The 17,450-nt window shown below is 64.8% G+C and carries 17 protein-coding genes and 1 tRNA gene; 14 read left to right on the forward strand and 4 right to left on the reverse strand.

Annotation, left to right across the window (positions count from 1 at the left end):
- Window position 1 precedes the first annotated feature (1 nt).
- From B6V73_RS12465 to B6V73_RS12515, 11 genes are all read left to right on the forward strand, one after another.
- Window positions 2-547 carry a biotin transporter BioY gene (locus tag B6V73_RS12465; RefSeq protein ID WP_075773862.1) on the forward strand — a complete coding sequence of 182 codons (546 nt, stop codon included), beginning with the start codon at window positions 2-4 and terminating at the stop codon, window positions 545-547.
- Between the two features lie 10 nt (window positions 548-557).
- Entirely contained in the window at window positions 558-1,493 is a 936-nt protein-coding gene (locus tag B6V73_RS12470; RefSeq protein ID WP_088725399.1) for an asparaginase, read from the forward strand.
- Between the two features lie 82 nt (window positions 1,494-1,575).
- Entirely contained in the window at window positions 1,576-3,024 is a 1,449-nt protein-coding gene (locus tag B6V73_RS12475; RefSeq protein ID WP_088725400.1) for a DUF2252 family protein, read from the forward strand.
- A gap of 123 nt (window positions 3,025-3,147) precedes the next feature.
- Window positions 3,148-4,161, forward strand: coding sequence for a LacI family DNA-binding transcriptional regulator (locus B6V73_RS12480; protein WP_088725401.1), 1,014 nt, complete (start codon window positions 3,148-3,150; stop codon window positions 4,159-4,161).
- A gap of 142 nt (window positions 4,162-4,303) precedes the next feature.
- Entirely contained in the window at window positions 4,304-4,972 is a 669-nt protein-coding gene (locus B6V73_RS12485; protein WP_088719475.1) for an amino acid ABC transporter permease, read from the forward strand.
- 1 nt (window position 4,973) lies between these two features.
- Window positions 4,974-5,630: an amino acid ABC transporter permease gene (locus B6V73_RS12490; RefSeq protein ID WP_088725402.1), complete on the forward strand. Its 657-nt coding sequence runs from the start codon at window positions 4,974-4,976 to the stop codon at window positions 5,628-5,630.
- Window positions 5,631-5,665: 35 nt separating this feature from the next.
- Complete coding sequence (locus B6V73_RS12495) at window positions 5,666-6,493, forward strand: transporter substrate-binding domain-containing protein (protein ID WP_088719476.1); 828 nt, start codon at window positions 5,666-5,668, stop codon at window positions 6,491-6,493.
- A 58-nt stretch (window positions 6,494-6,551) separates the two neighbouring features.
- Window positions 6,552-7,295, forward strand: a complete 744-nt coding sequence (locus tag B6V73_RS12500) for an amino acid ABC transporter ATP-binding protein (protein WP_075773869.1) — start codon at window positions 6,552-6,554, stop codon at window positions 7,293-7,295.
- Window positions 7,292-8,242 (forward strand): NAD(P)-dependent oxidoreductase, encoded by a 951-nt coding sequence (locus B6V73_RS12505; protein ID WP_088725403.1) that lies wholly within the window; start codon window positions 7,292-7,294, stop codon window positions 8,240-8,242. Before B6V73_RS12500 ends, B6V73_RS12505 begins: the two co-directional genes overlap by 4 nt.
- A 12-nt stretch (window positions 8,243-8,254) precedes the next feature.
- Window positions 8,255-9,193: a sugar kinase gene (locus tag B6V73_RS12510; protein WP_240504134.1), complete on the forward strand. Its 939-nt coding sequence runs from the start codon at window positions 8,255-8,257 to the stop codon at window positions 9,191-9,193.
- A complete protein-coding gene (locus tag B6V73_RS12515) occupies window positions 9,183-9,914 on the forward strand; it encodes a hypothetical protein (protein WP_088725404.1) in 732 nt (243 codons plus the stop codon). Before B6V73_RS12510 ends, B6V73_RS12515 begins: the two co-directional genes overlap by 11 nt.
- A 142-nt stretch (window positions 9,915-10,056) precedes the next feature.
- Here the strand turns inward: B6V73_RS12515 and B6V73_RS12520 are convergent.
- Window positions 10,057-10,130, reverse strand: a tRNA-Cys gene (locus B6V73_RS12520).
- 194 nt (window positions 10,131-10,324) lie between these two features.
- Between B6V73_RS12520 and B6V73_RS12525 the strand changes: the two genes are divergently transcribed.
- The 3 genes from B6V73_RS12525 to B6V73_RS12535 all read left to right on the forward strand — a co-directional run bounded on the left by B6V73_RS12525 (window position 10,325) and on the right by B6V73_RS12535 (window position 13,922).
- Window positions 10,325-10,975 (forward strand): protein-L-isoaspartate O-methyltransferase, encoded by a 651-nt coding sequence (locus B6V73_RS12525; protein ID WP_088719483.1) that lies wholly within the window; start codon window positions 10,325-10,327, stop codon window positions 10,973-10,975.
- A gap of 133 nt (window positions 10,976-11,108) precedes the next feature.
- On the forward strand, window positions 11,109-12,470 hold the full coding sequence (locus B6V73_RS12530) for a TolC family outer membrane protein (RefSeq protein WP_075773872.1): 1,362 nt from the start codon (window positions 11,109-11,111) through the stop codon (window positions 12,468-12,470).
- 144 nt (window positions 12,471-12,614) lie between these two features.
- Window positions 12,615-13,922, forward strand: coding sequence for a hypothetical protein (locus B6V73_RS12535; protein ID WP_143597902.1), 1,308 nt, complete (start codon window positions 12,615-12,617; stop codon window positions 13,920-13,922).
- Between the two features lie 189 nt (window positions 13,923-14,111).
- Here the strand turns inward: B6V73_RS12535 and B6V73_RS12540 are convergent, their stop codons facing one another.
- The 3 genes from B6V73_RS12540 to B6V73_RS12550 form a co-directional block, all read right to left on the reverse strand.
- The gene (locus B6V73_RS12540; RefSeq protein WP_075773874.1) at window positions 14,112-14,444 is read right to left on the reverse strand and encodes a DUF6280 family protein; all 333 of its coding nucleotides are present in this window, start codon (window positions 14,442-14,444) and stop codon (window positions 14,112-14,114) included.
- A 398-nt stretch (window positions 14,445-14,842) separates the two neighbouring features.
- On the reverse strand, window positions 14,843-15,574 hold the full coding sequence (locus tag B6V73_RS12545) for a folate-binding protein YgfZ (RefSeq protein WP_088725406.1): 732 nt from the start codon (window positions 15,572-15,574) through the stop codon (window positions 14,843-14,845).
- 50 nt (window positions 15,575-15,624) lie between these two features.
- Window positions 15,625-17,325: an ABC transporter ATP-binding protein gene (locus tag B6V73_RS12550; protein WP_088725407.1), complete on the reverse strand. Its 1,701-nt coding sequence runs from the start codon at window positions 17,323-17,325 to the stop codon at window positions 15,625-15,627.
- Window positions 17,326-17,450 lie beyond the last annotated feature (125 nt).

Raw genomic sequence — 17,450 nt, forward strand, 5'->3', positions numbered from 1 at the left:
GATGGAAAAGAATGTCGCGCTGATCGCGCTGTTTGCGGCCCTGATCGCGGTACTCGCGCTGATCCCGAAGATCACGCTGGGCTTCGGTGTGCCGATCACGGCGCAGAGCCTTGGGATCATGCTGGCCGGCGCCGTTCTGGGCTCGAAGCGTGGTGCTCTGGCGGTCCTGCTGTTCCTGCTGCTGGTGGCCGTTGGTCTGCCGCTGCTGGCCGGCGGTCGTGGGGGCCTCGGCGTCTTCTTCGGTCCGACGGGCGGGTTCCTGTTCAGCTGGCCGCTGGCCGCGTGGCTGACCGGCTTCGTCGTCGAGAAATGGCGCTCGGTTCCGCTGGGCGCATCGGTCTTCGTGGGCTCGATCCTTGGTGGGATCGTGTTGTCCTACGCGATGGGAATCGTCGGGCTGTCGCTTGCGCTCGGCAAGAGCCTGATCGAAAGCACCTCGCTAATGGTCGTCTTCATCCCCGGCGATCTGATCAAGGCGCTGATCGTTGCGGCGCTGACCGTCTCTCTGGCCCGCGCACGGCCTTCCAGCGTCCTGTCGCGGAACTGAGGGACGCGGCATGGCGCTGCTTCTGATCCATACGGGCGGGACGATCGGCATGGTCGCCTCTGATGCGGGTTTCGTACCGCAGCAGGGCGTGGTCGAGGATTTCCTCGCGACCCTGCCCGAGGGGCGCGAGGTTGAGACCCTACGTCTCGATCCGCTGATCGACAGCGCCAATGCCACACCCGCCGATTGGGATCGGATCGCCGAGACCATCGCCGCGCATCACGACCGTTGCGACGGGGTGATCGTGACCCACGGCACCGATACGCTCGCCTATACGGCGGGGGCTTTATGCTTCGCGCTCGAAGGGCTGGGCAAGCCGGTGATCGTGACCGGCTCGATGCTGCCGCTTTCGGTCGAGGGCAATGACGGCGCGCGCAATCTGCGCGACGCGATTGCGGCGGCGCGGACAGCTACGCCAGGCATATGGGTGCAATTCGCCGGACGCCTGTTGCACGGCGCGCGGGTCCGCAAAAGCCACTCGCGCGCTTTCGATGCCTTCGCCGCCGATCCTTCCGACATCCTGCCCTGCCAGCCGGGGCCGCGCCTGATCCGTCATCCGGTCAGGCCCGCGCGGATCGCCGTTCTGGCCGTTGCGCCGGGGGCGGAGGAGAGCCTGCTCGACCATGCAGCCAAGACCTGTGACGGTCTGGTGCTGCGCTGCTACGGCTCGGGGACTGCGCCCGACACGCCCGGCCTGCGCGCGGCGCTTGCCACGGCGCAGGCCCGCTCGGCCCCGGTCATCGGGGTCAGCCAATGTCCCGAGGGAGGGATGGCGCTTGGCACCTATGCGGCGGGGGCGGTCCTGCGCGATCACGGGGTGATCGACGGGCGCGACATGACGCCGGAGTCGGCCTATACAAAGCTCTCCCATGTCCTTTCGCTCGACGACCCGCAGACGCGGGCGGCGCGCCTCTCCCGGTCGCTCTGCGGAGAATACACGCCCTGAGCCTTGGGGCTCACGCCGGTTTTTTGGAACGCCTTCGCCCGTCCTCCCGTTAGGAGAGCGAACCCCGAAAAGGAGCAGCCCCATGGCGGAAGGCAATAACAAGCCGAAATCTTCCAATTCGAAAGCGTCGAGCCAGAAACGGTCGCGCAAGGCCACCGGGGTTGCGCCCGTCCAACAGCTCCAGAGCCGCGTCGAGGCCTATCGCGAGCTCGCCGAGGCCTATGTGAAATACCCCTGCGTGATGCGTCCGGGCGATCTGACCGGGCTTGCGCGTCGCCTGCATGTGCGCTCGACGATCATCGAGGACCACGCGGTGCGCATCGACGAGAAGGCCGAGGGCGCGAGCGAGAAATTCGAGGAACTGGCGGATTCGCTGTTCTCCTTCTTCCGCGGCACCTCGCTGCTGTTTCACCGCGACATGCTGGGCGAGGATGAGCGGATGCCGACGGTGCTCGCGCTCGGGGATGTCCATCCGGAGAATTTCGGGATCATGCCCAATGCCGATAACGTACCGATCTTCGGCGTGAACGATTTCGACGACGTGCTCTACGGGCCCTTCACCTGGGATCTGAAGCGCGGCATCACGGGCTTTCTGATCGCCGCCAAGGAAGAGGGAGACCAGAAGAAGAAGCACCGTGAGAAGATCGTGCGCAAATTCGTCGAAGGCTATCGTGACGGGATGGAATTCTATGCCCGCCACGACAAGGAGGCGAGCCAGCAGATGCGCCCCGATAACAGTCCGAAGGTGATCCGGCGGATGTTCAAGAAGGCGCGCAATAGTCGGAAGGAATGGCTCTGGGATCGCTATCTCAACGAGACCGGGCGGGGCTTCCGGGCGAATGACGAACTGACGCCGATCTCCAGTCGGATTTCGGAGTTTCAGGGTTACATCAACGACGTGGCCAAGCAGAACGGGATCGATCCCGGTGGGCGCGCCGGGCAGCTGAAGGTGAAGGATATGTGCATCCGCCATGGGCAGGGAACGGCCTCGCTGGGGCTGCCGCGCTACTATTGCCTGATCGAAGGTCCGAGCAAGAATGCCAGCGACGATCTGATCATCGAGTTCAAGCGTGCCCGGCAGTCCGCGCTCGAAGGTCTGGTCCCGGAGAACGATTTTGTCGCCGGTGAAAAGGGCGACCGGATCGCGCATGGCCAGCGGGTGCATCTGGCGCATGGCGATGTCTTTTACGGCAGCGTGGAGATCGACGATATGAGCTTCATGTCGCGCGAACGTGCGCCGTTCCGCGACGATATCGACCTCGACGATCTGTCGAAGGACAGCTGGCGTGACTATGCCCATGCCTGCGGGCAGGCGCTGGCGCAGGCCCACGCGCGCTCCGACGATGCGGGCGAGCTGGACTACCGGATCGAGCCGCGCATCATCGAGGCGATGCAGCCCTTCGATCTGTTCGTTGACGATCTGCTGTGTTTCGGGCGAGAGGCGGTGAAGCGCCTCAAGCGTGACCACAAGTTCTTCAAGATGGATCTGAAACGCGGCGCTTTCGACATGACGCAGAAGCACTACCGCTAAGCTCTCGTACGCGCGTTGACACGGTCTCCCCAGACGGGGCGGCCGTTTCCCAATGAGCGCAGCTAGTCGCGTGACAGAGGTGTCGTGCTTGCGCGAGCGCCTTCCTGTCGTTACTCCGCGATTATGGCGGTGAAGCGTACGACATTGATGGATGTGGCGCGGGCGGCGGGCGTGTCCCGCGCGACGGCCTCGCTCGTCATTCGCGGCTCGGACCTCGTGGCGGCAAAGACGCGCGAGAAGGTCGAGAAGGTCATCGCCGAGCTCGACTACGTGCCCAATAGCGGCGCGGCACGTCTGCGCGGTCAGAAAAGCCGCACTATCGGCGTGATCATTCCGAACCTCGTGAACAGCTTCTTCTCGGAATTCGTCGAGGGGATCGAGGCCGAACTGGACGAGCAGGGCTATCAAGTCATGCTCGCCAGTTCGCGGGACGATCCGGAACGGCAATCGGGTCTGCTCCGCCGGTTGCGCGAGCATGACGCGGAGGGGATCATCCTGTTTCCCGCCGAAGGGACCGAGCCGGATACAATAGAGAAGCTGGTCGCGGCTGGCGTGCCGCTGGTGCAGGCGATGCGCCACGTGGGCCGCGATCTCAGCGATTTCGCAGGCTCCGATCACGGCCTCGCGGTGCGGCTGAGCGTTCGGCATTTGCGCGATCTCGGCCATCGACGGATATCCTTCGTCGCGCTCGCGGGGGAGGTTTCCACGCGGGATGAACGTCTCGCGGCCTTCGAGGAGGAGATGCGGACTCAGGAGCTCATCAATGCTGGGGTGATCGACGTGCCGCTCGCATGGGATGGCTCGCCGCAATCGGCCGCGATGCTGATGGCGCTCGAGCCACGCCCGACCGCAGCGATCTGCTTCAACGACATCCTCGCCTCGGGCCTGCTGCGGGGACTGTTCGATCTGGGGCTGATGCCCGGCCGCGATCTTTCGGTGGTGGGCCACGACAACCTGTCCTTCATCGATCTCGGTGCGCCGCCGCGCCTGACCACGGTGCAGGTCTTCCCGCGCCAGATCGGCGCGGCTTCGGCGCGCCTGCTGCTGCGGCGAATCGCAGATCCGGGCGCAGAGCGGAAAACCGAGATCGTGACGCCGCGCCTGCGGGTGCGCGACACCACCGGTCCCGCCGACTGATCCCAACTTACCCCGACGTCTTCCACTCACGCATCCGTGATTTGCGACTCGGAATTTAGATCGTTCTAATTAGATCGATCTAAATTGGCATGGCCGACCGTTGAGGAGCGCGAGGGCATGTGGTTACACGCAGGGAGGCGACGTGTATCACTTCAACTTCACGCCCGTATTCGAGAATCTGGACCTGCTGCTTTACGGCGCATGGCTGACCATCCGCCTGTCTTTCGCGGCGATGCTTCTGGGACTGATCGTGTCGGTTCTCGGGGCTGCTGCGCGCACCTCGCATTCGAAGGTGCTGCACGCGATCGTCGGCGCCTATGTCGAGATCATCCGCAACACGCCCTTCCTCGTGCAGATCTTCTTTCTGTATTTCGGGCTGCCCGCGATCGGGATTTCGCTCGATCCGAATGTCGCGGCGCTGATCGCTCTGGTGATCAATGTCGGCGCGTACGGGACCGAAATCACCCGCGCCGGGATCGAATCCGTGCCCCATGGCCAGATCGAGGCAGGGCGCGCGCTGGGTCTCGGGCCGATCCAGATTTTCCGCTACGTGATCCTGAAGCCGGCGCTGCGCAACGTCTATCCGGCGATGACGAGCCAGTTCATCTACCTGATGCTGACCTCGTCGGTCGTCTCGACGATCTCGGCGAACGATCTGGCCTCGGTAGGGGCGGATTTGAACGCCAAGACCTTCGCCAGCTTCGAGATCTACCTCGTCGTGACCGCGTTCTACCTCGTTCTCTCGCTGCTGTTCTCGGGCCTCTTCAAACTCGTCCAGAACGCCATTTTCAACTATCCTGCGAGCCGCTGACATGATCCGCCAATTCGGTCCCTCCGACATCCTGTTCATCATCGAGGCCGTGCGCTGGACGCTTCTGCTGTCGGTCATCGCCTTCATCGGCGGCGCAATCGGCGGGCTGTTCGTGGCACTCGCGCGCAGCTCGGGCTCGAAGGCTCTACGCCGGATCAGCGCCGGGTTCATCCGGATCTTCCAGGGCACCCCGCTCCTGATGCAGCTGTTCCTGTTCTATTTCGGGCTGACCGTGCTGAACCTGCCGATCAACCCGCTGCTGGCGGCGGCGATCGCGCTGACCTTCCATGCCAGCGCCTATCTGGGCGAGATCTGGCGCGGCTCGATCGACGCGGTGCCGTCGGGGCAGACCGAGGCCGCGACTGCGCTTTCGCTGAGCTATCGCGACCGGATGCAGCATGTGGTTCTGCCGCAGGCGGCGCGGATCGCCGTAGCCCCGACCGTCGGCTTCCTTGTGCAGCTGATCAAGGGCACCTCGCTGACCTCGATCATCGGCTTCACCGAGCTGACGCGCGCCGGTCAGATCGTCAACAACGCGACCTTCGACCCCTTCGTGGTCTTCGGGCTGGTGGCCGCGATCTACTTCATCATCTGCTGGCCGCTGTCGCTTTATGCGCGCCGGCTGGAAGGGCTGATGCGCCTCGCATTCACCCGCTGATTTTTCACCCGCTTCAGGTTTAGGAGGAGTAAAACATGAAGTTTCTCAAGACAGTCGCAACGGCGGCCCTGACGGTCGGCGCATTGATGGCAGGCCACGCGCAAGCCACCACGCTCGATCAGGTCGAGAAGGCCGGCGTGCTCAAGGTCGGCATGCTCGTCGATTTCCCGCCCTTCGGTCTGATGGGCACCAGCGGCAAGCCCGAAGGCTATGACGCGGATACCGCCAAGGCGCTCGCCGACTACCTGGGCACCAAGATCGAGATCGTGCCGGTGACCGGCCCGAACCGTATCCCCTACCTGCTCTCAGGTCAGGTCGATGTGCTGGTCGCCTCGTTGGGCATCACGCCAGAGCGCGCCAAGCGGGTCGATTTCTCGCGCCCCTATGCCGGGATCGAGATCATGGTCTACGGCAAGAAAGAGGAAAAGGTCTCGAAGCCGGCTGATCTGTCTGGTGAATCTGTCGGCGTCGTGCGTGCCTCGACGCAGGACGCGGGCGTGACCAAGGTCGCCCCCGACGACACCACGATCCGCCGCTTCGACGACGACGCGGCCGCAGTGCAGGCACTCCTCTCGGGGCAGGTGCCGCTGATCGGTGTGTCCAACGTCGTGGCCGCGCAGATCGCGAAGGCTGCGCCGGGTCGCTTTGACGAGAAGTTCCCGCTTTCGAGCCAGGTCCAGGGCATCGCGGTCGAGCCGGGCGCAGACAAGCTTTTGGCCAAGATCAACGCGTTCGTCGGCTCCGCAATGAAAGACGGCACGATGGACAAGATCTCGCAGCAGTGGCTGGCGACGGACATCCCCGATTTCGTCCGCAACGGATCGGCCGAGGAAGCCGCGACGCCGAAATCGGCCTCGAACTGATCTCACCCCACATCCGGCGCAGCCCCGCGCTGCGCCGGGTCACCCTACAAGGCATCCCATGACACAAGCACAGCAGCCCGCCGTCGAGATGCGCGGCGTCACCAAGTTCTTCGGTGCGTTTCAGGCGCTGAAGTCGATCGATCTGACGGTCGAACAAGGCGAGCGGATCGTGATCTGCGGTCCGTCCGGCTCCGGCAAGTCGACCCTGATCCGCACGCTCAACCAGCTCGAAGAGATTCAGGATGGCACGATCACCGTCGACGGGATCGAGCTGACGGCAGGCGGCGAGAACGTCGCCAAGGTGCGCCGCGAAGTCGGGATGGTCTTCCAGCAATTCAACCTGTTTCCCCACCTGACCGTGCTGCAGAACTGCACGCTCGCGCCACTCAAGACGCGGCGGGCGGACAAGGCCGGGGCGGAGGCGACCGCGCGCAAGTATCTGGAGCGCGTGAAGATTCCCGAGCAGGCGGACAAATTTCCCGCCCAGCTTTCGGGCGGTCAGCAGCAGCGGGTCGCGATTGCGCGGGCGCTCTGCATGGAGCCGCGGATCATGCTGTTCGACGAGCCGACCTCGGCGCTCGACCCCGAGATGGTCAAGGAGGTGCTCGACACGATGATCGACCTCGCCCGTGAAGGCATGACGATGCTCTGCGTCACCCACGAGATGGATTTCGCCCGTGCCGTCGCCGATCGTGTGATCTTCATGGAGCAGGGCGCGATCATCGAAGAGGGGCCGCCGGCAGAGTTCTTCGGCAATCCGAAGTCGGAGCGTCTGCGCAACTTCCTGGGGCAGATCTCATGAGTGATGATGCCAAAGCCACCCCGTCGATCCTCGCGCTGATCGAACTGAAGCCCGCCGACATGATGGAAGCGTTCTGTGCCGAGCATTCGGTCACCCGCGATGCCACAGCGCGCGAGGGCATCGAGATCGTGCTGACCAGCGGCGCGCGCGGCCTCTCCGGCGAGGAGATCGCCGAATTTCCCGACCTGCGTCTGATCGCGGTCAATGGCGTCGGCACCGATGCGGTCGATCTGGATGCGGCGGCCGCGCGCGGCATCCATGTGACGACCACGCCCGACGTGCTGTCGGAAGCGGTGGCCGAACTGGCGCTGGGTCTCGCTATCTCGGTGCGGCGGCGGATCGGTGAGGGCGAGCGGTTGCTTCGCTCGGGCGGTTGGTCGAACGGACAGAAACCGCGGCTCGGTCAGGCGCTGACCGGTTGCCGTGCGGGTATTCTCGGCTATGGCCGGATCGGGCGCGTACTGGCGGATATGCTGCGCGCGCTGGGGGTTGATGTGATCTATCATGCCCGCAAGCCCCATGATGACGCCCCCGAGGCATGGCGCCCCGACGCCCGGACGCTGGCCGCCGAAAGTGACGTCCTGTTCGTCACGCTCTCGGCCACGCCTGAGACGCGGTATATTGTCGATGCGCCGGTGTTGGAGGCGCTCGGCTCCGAAGGCACCTTGGTCAATGTCGCGCGCGGCTCGGTCGTCGACAGCGCGGCGCTGGCTGCGGCCCTGCATGGCGGCACGCTCGGCTCTGCCGCGCTTGATGTATTCGAGGTCGAACCTGTCGCGCCCGATGGGGCGGAGGACGGTCTTTTGCGCGCGCCGAACACGCTTTTCACGCCACATATCGCTTCGGCCACGAACGAGGCGCGACGCGCGATGGCGCAGCTGGTGATCGCGAATATCGACGCCTATCTGGCCGGAGCCTCGCTTCCGAGCCCGGTAGGGCCCGCCTGATCGGAGCCTTGCATGCTGGACTTTCTCTGCATCGGCGAGCCTCTCGCCGAGTTCACAAACGACCCTGCAACGCCCGATCTGTTCCACCGCCGGCTTGGGGGCGACACGCTGAATGCGGCGATCTACCTCGCGCGGCTGCGGCCCGATCTGCGGGTGGGCTACCTTTCGCGGCTCGGTTCGGACGGGATGAGCCGCTGGATGCGCGATACGATCGCGCAGGAGGGGGTCGAGATCGAGGGAATCGGGTCCGAGGCCGATGGCAGCCCGGGGCTGAGCTTCATCGCCACCGATGCCACGGGCGAGCGCAGCTTTACCTATTGGCGCGATCAGGCGCCGGCGCGCCGGATGTTCGGCGCCGACGGGGATGAGGTCGCGGCGCTCGGTCAGGCACGCGTCCTTTTGTTCTCGGGCATCACCTTGGCGATCCTTCCCGACACGGCGCGCAGCCGTTTGCTGGCGGAGTTGGACGCGCTGCGCCAGCGCGGGATCACTGTCGCCTATGACACGAATTACCGCCCGCGGCTCTGGCGTGACCGGGCCGAGGCGGCGGAGTGGACCGAGCGCGCCTTGGCGGTGACGAGCCTCGCGCTGCCCTCGCTCGACGATCTCGCGGCGCTCTGGAACGAGACCGACCCCGAGGCGATCATGGCGCGCTGCGAGAAACACGCAGCGGGCGCCATCGTGCTGACGACGGGCGGCGGCGCGGTGCTCGCGCGCGACGCATCGGGGGCGACGCTGCGCGTTGCGCTGCCCGATCCCGTCGCGGCTGTCGACACGACTGCGGCAGGCGACAGTTTCGATGCCGCTCTCCTCTCGGCCCTGCAGCGCGGTAAAACGCTGGAGGCCGCAATTCTCGACGGTGCGCGTCTCGCAAGCCGAGTCGTCCGTCATCCCGGCGCGATCATCCCGCGCGATGCCATGAAAGAAGAGGTTGCACACCATGCAGCGTGACCAGATCGCAAGCGCCGCAGAGGCGCTGGCTGCCGCGAATGACGGCGAGACGCTCGAGGCGCTGACCCCGCTGCCGGTCACGCCGGCGGAAGCCTATGCCGTGCAGGCCGAGAGCCTGCGCCATCTCGGCCCCGTGGGGGGCTGGAAACACGCGCTGCTGGGCGGGCAGGACCTGTCCTGCGCCCCGGTTCTGGGTCGTGCGATCCATCGCTCGGGTGCGACCCTTGCCGTTGCGCCCCATGCGCGGCTCGAACTGGAAATCGCGGTGCGGCTGCGTGCCGATATTTCGCCCGAGGCCAAATCTCACGAGATTCTGGAAGCGATCGGCAGCGTTCATGTCGCCTTCGAAGTGCTTCAGTCGCGCTTCACCACGCTCGAAAAGCAGCCGCCGCTGGCACAGATGGCGGATCGGTTCTCGAACCGGGCGATCGTCATGGGAGATGAGGTGCCCGATTGGCAAACCCGTGACCTCTCGCGCCTGCCGCTTGCGATCGGCGCGCCTGCCGAGCCGCCTGAAATGGCCGTTGGGATGTCACTTTCCGAGGTCGTGTCCTTCCTCGGCTTCCTCGCCGAGCGCGCCACCGTGATCGGGCCGGGGCTGCGGGCGGAGCATTGCATCGTCACCGGCGCGCGCATCGGCCCGCAGCCTCTGCCGGTGGGGGTGCAATTACACGGGGGGCTCGAAGGCTGTCAGGTTTCGCTGACCACGCGCGCGCTCTGAAAACTCATCGGTTTGACGGAGAGATAGCCGGCCCTGCTTCGAAAGAGGCGGGGCCTTCGTATTCCGCCCTCGCCGCCGCGATCGGGGGCAGGCTCTGTCGGGAGTCGCCCCGTGGGCGAAAACTGAATTTTTCGGGGAAAGGTGGAGGCGAGTACCGGAATCGAACCGGTGTACACGGATTTGCAATCCGCTGCGTCACCACTCCGCCAACTCGCCACCGTGGTGTGGCCGTCAGATACGGTATCGCAAGCGCCCGCGCAAGAGGCGAGTTGCGCCCGAGATGCATTGTGCGCGGGCGCCATCGCCCCTGAGCGCGACGGCAGGTCGGATCTGGCTCTCGCATAACTTGCTCAGGTCCTGCTTCTGTGGCAAAACCGCCCACAAGGGTTTGCTACCGAAGAGTTCTCGACATGCAAGATTTCGCTACGCGCCGCACCGTGATGGTCGACACGCAGGTCCGCCCCAACGACGTGACCAAATTCCCGATCATCGCGGCGATGCTGCATGTGCCGCGCGAGCAATTCGTGCCCGCGGCCAAGCGCGAAGCCGCCTATATCGGGGAAAACCTCGAACTGGCACCGGGCCGGGTTCTGCTCGAGCCGCGCAATTTCGCGAAGATGCTCGACGCGCTCGACATTCAGCCCGACGATCTGGTGCTCGATGTGGGCGCGGGGCTCGGCTATTCCTCCGCGGTGATCGCGCGGATGGCCGAGGCAGTCGTCGCGCTGGAAGACGGGGACATGGCGTCGCAGGCGGAGGCCGCGCTGGCCGAGGCCGGGGCCGACAATGTCGCCGTCGTGACCGGCGCGCTGACCGAGGGTGCGGCGCAGCACGGCCCCTATGACGCAATTCTGATCGAAGGCGCAGTGGAAGCCATTCCGCCCGCGCTGATCGAGCAGCTCAAGGAAGGCGGTCGGATCGCCGCGATTTTCATGGAAGGCGCCCTCGGCATCGCTCGGATCGGCTACAAGATCGACGGAGCGATGAGCTGGCGCGACCTGTTCAATGGCACCGCACCGGTCCTTCCGGGCTTCGTGCAGCCGCGTGAATTCGTGCTCTGAAAGGCACATCGAATAGGCTAGCTGTTTTGCAGGATATGCAATCGAGCGGCGAGCCGATAAACTTAAAGTAATTGCGCCCGGCGGCAGAGGGACTCCTGCATCTGTGGCGATACAGGAAAACGAGGGGCATTCGATGCTGCGCAAGACACTGACATGGACCGCTTTGGTCGCGGCGACCGCCATGGCGCCGATCACGGCCGGGGCCGAGACGCTGGCCGACGCGCTGGTCTCTGCTTATCGCCATTCGAACCTGCTGGAGCAGAACCGTGCTGCGCTGCGGGCCGCGGATGAAGACGTCGCGCAAGCCGTCGCGAATCTGCGCCCGGTCCTGCAATGGACCGCGAGCTACGATTACCTCAATGCCGACGCCACGCGCACGATCTCGCAAAAAGCCTCGACCACGCTCGGCGCGTCGATGACGCTGTTCGATTTCGGCCGTAACAAGCTGAATGTCTCGATGAAGAAAGAGACCGTGCTCGCCACCCGCGAGGGGCTGCGTTCGGTCGAACAGAACGTGCTTCTGGCGGCGATCCAGGCCTATTCGGATGTGAAGTCGGCCTCCGAGCAGGTTGCGATCAACCAGAATTCCGCGCGCGTCCTGAACGAGGAACTCAAGGCGTCGAACGACCGGTTCGAAGTGGGTGAAGTCACCAAGACCGACGTCTCGCTCGCACAGGCGCAGCTGGCTTCCGCCCGCGCGTCGCTCGCCGCGGCACAGGGCAAGCTGCGTTCCGCGCGCGAGGCCTACAAGGCCGCGACCGGGCACTACCCGAGCAATCTCGCGGCGTTCCCGAAGCGGCCCTCGCTGCCGGGCTCGCTGGATGCCGCGCGCGATATCGCCCTACGCAGCCATCCGAGCATCAAGCAACTGCAGCACACTGTTGCGGTCTATGACCTCGGCGTTGATTACGCCCGCGCCAATCGTCTGCCGAAAATCACCGGTTCGCTCGGCCTGAAGCAGGAAGAGCAGGGCATCCAGACCCAGTCCGCCGGGATCGAAATGAGCCAGACGCTCTATTCCGGCGGTGCGCTTCTCTCGGCACAGCGCCAGGCAGTAGCGAACGACCAGTCGGCCCGTGCACAACTCAGCCAGGCCGGCGTGACGGTCGCGCAGAACGTGGCCAATGCCTGGTCGGCGATCGACATCGCGAAGGCGCAGATCTCGGCTTATGACCAGCAGATCACCGCAGCGCGCACCGCCTACCAGGGCGTCAAGGAAGAGGCGCTTCTGGGCGCCCGCACCACGCTCGACGTGCTCTCGGCAGAACAGGATCTGCTTGATGCGCAGGCCGGACGGATCGACGCGGCAGCCACGCTGCAGGTAGCTTATTATCAACTTTTGTCCGCTATGGGGCTGTTGACGGTAGAAAACCTGAAGCTTGGAATTCCGACCTATGATCCCGCGGCTTATTACAATGCGGTCCGCACCGCGCCCCTTACGCTCAGCCCGCAGGGCAAGCGTCTGGATCGTGTGCTCAAGGCCATCGGCCAGTAACGACCAACCGGTGTTCCGGCGGGCTCTTGGGGCCCGCCCGCCGCGCCATAGTGGCGCGGGTATCGCAGCCTCCGGGTGTCCCTCGCAGTTTCGGATCCGTCACGGCTGGACAGGCGCGCGTGCGCGCTGCAGGATGGAGTGATTATGGCTGATACCCGACCCAGACCTGAAATCGAAGATGTGCTGGCATCGATCCGGCGACTGGTGTCGCAGGACAGCCCGCGTATGGCCGAGAGTTATCCGGCCTCCAAGGCCGAGCGTGCGGCCCCCGATCCGCTGGTTCTGACGCCCGCGCATCTCGTCTCCGACACGCAGGCGGAGCCGAACGGCGACAACCATGATCTCGAATGGTCCGCGCCGGGAGTGACGCCTGAAGAAGAGGCGGCCGAACCGCAGGATTTCGCGCAGGACCAGCCGGAGAAGGCCGCCGCGCCTGCCGGGGCCGAGGCGCCCGCGCCACTGTCCGAGGCACGTCGGAAGCCGCAGAATTTCGAACCCGAATTCGACGATGCCGAGGCCGAGCCCTGGCCGTCGGAGGCGGAACTGCAGCAGGGCGGGTTCGACGATGAGCTCAAGCGGCTTGAAGGGTCGCTCGCGCAACTCGAGGCGGAAGTCGCGCGCGATGGCTCAGATTTCGAATCCGAGACAGGCGACAGGTTCGAACCTGCCGGCACTGCACCCCTGACCGAACTTCCCGAGAGCTTCACGCCGGTCTGGTCCCAAGGTGCGGATCCGGAGCAGACTTTTGCCACTGCCGATTGGGAGGACGTGGCCGGGTTCGTCGCGCCGCAATCGCCGGATCAGTTTGGGGCCGCGGACGAAGGTATCACAGAGCCGCTCCCGGCAGAGGATGCCGACGCGCCTGCCGAAACCGATCCCTTGGCCGGGCTTGATTTCGCTGCGGCCGACACAGACGAAGGGGAGCCGGAAGACGTTAATCTCGGCGAAACGCCGTTCGAGGCAGACGCCCTCTTGGGCTTCGATGTCCCGCCGGGAGCTGAGACACCGGAGGAGGCGCCTTCGGCACAGGATTGGGAAGATCTTGCACCGGAACCGGACGCGGGTGGCGCTGCCGCGCCGGAGGCGACAACCGCGCCACCGACCGATTCCGCACCGCCACGCCGCCTGCATCTCAGCGATGCCGGGGCGCGCATCCCGGAGCCGGAGCCACGTATGTCCAGCTATGCCGAATTGCGTGCGACGCTGGAAGAGGACTCCGAAGCCGACGAGATCGCCGCGCTCGAGGCTGAACTCGCGTCGACGCCGGACCAACCCGAAGCGCCGCTGCATCCGGCGGTGCAATCGATGAACGAAACCCAACTTCGTCAGATCGTCTCGGCGATGCTGCGCGAAGAGTTGCAAGGCGCACTTGGCGCGAAGATCACACGTAATCTGCGCAAGATGGTTCGCCGCGAAGTGCAGCGCGCGCTGATGAGCCGCGATATGGACTGACTCGCGCCATCGCCAAGACAGCCGGGGCAGGGGCGACGATCGCGCGCTGTTTGCCCCCGCGAACATGCGCTTCAGCCCCCGATTGCGGTAATCTCGGCGCAAAGCTGCCCTTGAAAATTCAAAACGGCGCGCCCTGAGGGACGCGCCGTTTTGGGTACTCAACTGTCGCCGTGGCGCCGCCTGACAGGATCAGGCCGCTTCGGCCTCGTGCTCATCCGAGATCGCGGCGAGGCGGCGTTCGCTTTCTTCGCGCGACAGCGCGACCGAAGTACGGACACCCTTGCCGACGAATTCCATCAAACCCCGGACGACGCGCTCGTTCGGATCGATGCCGGCGCAGGACAGGACTTCACGGCCATCGCGCGAGCGTGCCCAGCGGGCGATCTGCTCGGGGCCATTGCCGTATTTCTTGTCGTCTGCAATCGCATCGTCCAAGGCCGCGAGGACCACAGCGGCGAACAGTTTGCGGGCTCGTTGGCCCTGCTCGTAATTGAAGGCCGAGCCGTCAACGAAATCGCGCATTCTTCCGTCCTTTGTTATTGCTCTTGCGTTTCCTGGCGTGAGGGCCATCTAGGCCTTTCGGCCCCCGATTCGATATGGCTTGGGTCACATGGCAGCTATGCGCTTAACGCATGGCACCTTTGCTCGTTTCCAAAACCTGGTCCTTCGCGAAGGGTCGCATTGAACGCGAATTAAGCGCGGGCGCCCGAAATTCAAGGGCTGTCATTCGCGAAGCGCGAAACCCGTATCGCATCAAGAGCCGGTTAATATTCTGTAAACATTACAAGTTTACGGGATGGGCGCAGCGAAAAAACCTTTGGTTCTCCAGATGTGCCCGATCCTCGTTTCCTCCGCGTCACGATGTTCCGCAAATCTCCGCCGTGGGGCTTGCGCTTTTCGAAACAGTTGATCCGCGGCGGTCATAAATAAGTGACCACGGCCTCGCCAGCCGACAACTCGCCATTGGCGCGCCCGAAGCGCAGATAGGCGATCGCGCGATCGCCCGAACGCGTGAAAAGACGCCCCACGCTGCGATCTTCGGCGGTAATCTCGGCTCCCGGTTCCGCGGGCCCTTCGACACCTACGGTGACGAAGCCTTTGCGCAGCTCCGTTTTGTGCTTCATCCGCGCCGTGACCTCTTGCCCGACATAGCAGCCCTTGCGGAAATCGACGCCATTCAGCTGAGCGAACCCGGCTTCGAGGATGAAAGTGTCGGGGGTCAGTTCGATACCGGTCTCGGGGATGCAATGCTCGACCCGGATCGCATCCCAATCGGTGCCGTCATCGCCCGCCTCGTCGCCGTAAAGCCGCCAGCCCATGTCGGGATGGCGTGGATCGGTCAGCGCGCCCTCGGGTGCCGGACCTGTGCCGCGGTAGACCTTCAGATCCGAGGGCGCGATCGCGACGTCGGCGCGGAGCTTGTACATGCCCAGTCGTTTGATCGTCGCCTCGGCGATGCTTTCGTCGATATCGATGACGATCGCGTCGCCTCGCGCTAGCAAGAAGAAATCGGCAAGGTATTTTCCCTGCGGCGTCAGCAGGGCGGTATAGACCAGCCCGTCTTTCACGTGGCGCACGTCGTTCGTCACCAGCCCTTGCAGGAAGTGCTCGCGATCCGTGCCAGTGATCTCGTAGAGAATGCGCTCGGCCATGGAGGTCTCCTTTCCCCGCCCATGTAGGCAGCCGGGGCGGGAATGCCAACTCAATCGAGAAGCTGCATCCGGCACAGCCCCGCATAGGGCCCGTTCTTGGCCAGCAGTTCGTCATGCGTGCCCTGTTCGACGACCTGACCTTCAACCACCACCACGATCTTGTCGGCGTTGCGCACGGTCGACAGGCGGTGGGCGATGACCAGCGTCGTGCGGCCCTCGCTGAGCTCCGAGAGCGCCTGCGCCACCTTTGCCTCGGAGAGGGTGTCAAGCGCCGAGGTCGCCTCGTCGAGCAGCAGGATCGGCGCGTCGCGCAGCACGGCGCGCGCAATCGCGACCCTTTGCCGTTGTCCGCCCGAGAGCGCCGAGCCGCGCGGGCCTGCGCCGGTATTGATGCCGTTCTGCAGAAGGTCTGTGAACTCGGTCACGTGCGCGGCTTCGAGCGCGGTCTGGATATGGTCGGGATCTACCTCCTGCCGGCCGAGCAGGACGTTCTCGCGGATCGTCTCGTCGAAGAGAGCCGAGTCCTGCGACACGGTCGAGAAATGCTGGCGCAGTTCGGCAAGGCCGAGATCGCTCAGCGGCGTGCCGCCCAGAGTGATGCGTCCGCTATCGGGATCGACGAGCCGGGTCAGCAGGTTGAACACGGTGGTCTTGCCCGCGCCCGAAGGGCCGACGAGTGCGGTGGTCTGGCCGGGCTCCGCCACGAAGCTGAGGCCGCGCAGGACATGCTTGTCGCCGTAATGCAGATGTACGCCGTCGAACTCGATCCGCGTGGTCTCGGGCAGGGCGGCGGGGTGCGCGGGCGAGGTGATCGACGGTTCGGTATCGAACAGGCGATAGATCCGCTCGAGGCTCGCCGCCGCCGTCTGCCAAGAGCCCGCCGAATTCGCGAGGCGGCGAAGCGGCTGGAAGGCCAGCGCCATTGCGGTGAAGAAGGACATGAAATCGCCGACCGAACGCTCGCCCGCCATGATTTCCTGACCGCCGAGGATCAGTACCAAGAAGAAGCCAAGCCCGGTGATGATGTCGATCATCGCGGGCACCAGCCCCGAGATGAAGGTGGTCTTGATCTGCGCGATGCGGACCTCGTCCACCAGCCGCGCGAAGCGCCCCGCCTGATAGTCTTCGATCCCGTTGAGCTTCACCGCAGCGATACCGTGGAACACCTCGTCGAGCCGGGTCGCGCGGTCGGAAGAGCTTTCGCGCATCTGCCGGGTTTTGCGGCGAATGTAACGCTGCGCCATCGCGACCGGCAGGATCAGAAGCGGCGCGCCGATCACGGCGCCCATGGTCCAGCCCGGATCGATGGCGACCGCAACGGCGAACAGCGAGATCAGCGAGACCGCATCGCGCCCGGTGCTGGAAATGAAGATCTTCCAGACGTTCTGCACGGCGCTCGTATCGCCTTGCACCCGTTCGATCAGCGCGCCGGGCGGATTGGCCTGGTAGAAGCGCTGGTCGAGCCGCAGCATGTGGCGGAACAGATCGGTCTGCATGTCGCTCGACGTGCGCAGCGAGACGCTGGTCATCACCGTGCGCGAGGCCACCGAGGTCGTCGCCCGGACCACGAACAGCCCGAAGATTGCGGCGCCGACCCACCAGATCAACTCGCTCTCGCCCTGCACGAAGACCTTGTCGAAGAGCGGTTTGAGCATCCAGCTCAGTGCGCCCAGCGTTGAGCCTTCGATCATCAGCAGGACCATCGACACCCCGATCATCGGCCAGTGCTTGCGCAGATAATCGCGCCACATCCGGCCGGCGAGGTGTTTCGACGTGTAAGGGTTTGCAGTCTTGGCCACGAGGCACCATGCGATAGGCGCGCCTCTCGAGCGCGCGGTTAAGTCCGTGAATTACCGCGAGACGGGGCCTGCGTGCA

The sequence above is a fragment of the Thioclava sp. JM3 genome, assembly GCF_002213185.1.
Lineage (GTDB): Bacteria > Pseudomonadota > Alphaproteobacteria > Rhodobacterales > Rhodobacteraceae > Thioclava > Thioclava nitratireducens.

Coding starts and splice junctions, on each gene's coding strand:
- B6V73_RS12465 (WP_075773862.1), top strand. CDS start 2: ATGGAAAAGAATGTCGCGCTGATCGCGCTGTTTGCGGCCCTGATCGCG.
- B6V73_RS12470 (WP_088725399.1), top strand. CDS start 558: ATGGCGCTGCTTCTGATCCATACGGGCGGGACGATCGGCATGGTCGCC.
- B6V73_RS12475 (WP_088725400.1), top strand. CDS start 1,576: ATGGCGGAAGGCAATAACAAGCCGAAATCTTCCAATTCGAAAGCGTCG.
- B6V73_RS12480 (WP_088725401.1), top strand. CDS start 3,148: ATGGCGGTGAAGCGTACGACATTGATGGATGTGGCGCGGGCGGCGGGC.
- B6V73_RS12490 (WP_088725402.1), top strand. CDS start 4,974: ATGATCCGCCAATTCGGTCCCTCCGACATCCTGTTCATCATCGAGGCC.
- B6V73_RS12495 (WP_088719476.1), top strand. CDS start 5,666: ATGAAGTTTCTCAAGACAGTCGCAACGGCGGCCCTGACGGTCGGCGCA.
- B6V73_RS12500 (WP_075773869.1), top strand. CDS start 6,552: ATGACACAAGCACAGCAGCCCGCCGTCGAGATGCGCGGCGTCACCAAG.
- B6V73_RS12505 (WP_088725403.1), top strand. CDS start 7,292: ATGAGTGATGATGCCAAAGCCACCCCGTCGATCCTCGCGCTGATCGAA.
- B6V73_RS12510 (WP_240504134.1), top strand. CDS start 8,255: ATGCTGGACTTTCTCTGCATCGGCGAGCCTCTCGCCGAGTTCACAAAC.
- B6V73_RS12515 (WP_088725404.1), top strand. CDS start 9,183: ATGCAGCGTGACCAGATCGCAAGCGCCGCAGAGGCGCTGGCTGCCGCG.
- B6V73_RS12525 (WP_088719483.1), top strand. CDS start 10,325: ATGCAAGATTTCGCTACGCGCCGCACCGTGATGGTCGACACGCAGGTC.
- B6V73_RS12530 (WP_075773872.1), top strand. CDS start 11,109: ATGCTGCGCAAGACACTGACATGGACCGCTTTGGTCGCGGCGACCGCC.
- B6V73_RS12535 (WP_143597902.1), top strand. CDS start 12,615: ATGGCTGATACCCGACCCAGACCTGAAATCGAAGATGTGCTGGCATCG.
- B6V73_RS12540 (WP_075773874.1), bottom strand. CDS start 14,444: ATGCGCGATTTCGTTGACGGCTCGGCCTTCAATTACGAGCAGGGCCAA.
- B6V73_RS12545 (WP_088725406.1), bottom strand. CDS start 15,574: ATGGCCGAGCGCATTCTCTACGAGATCACTGGCACGGATCGCGAGCAC.
- B6V73_RS12550 (WP_088725407.1), bottom strand. CDS start 17,325: ATGTGGCGCGATTATCTGCGCAAGCACTGGCCGATGATCGGGGTGTCG.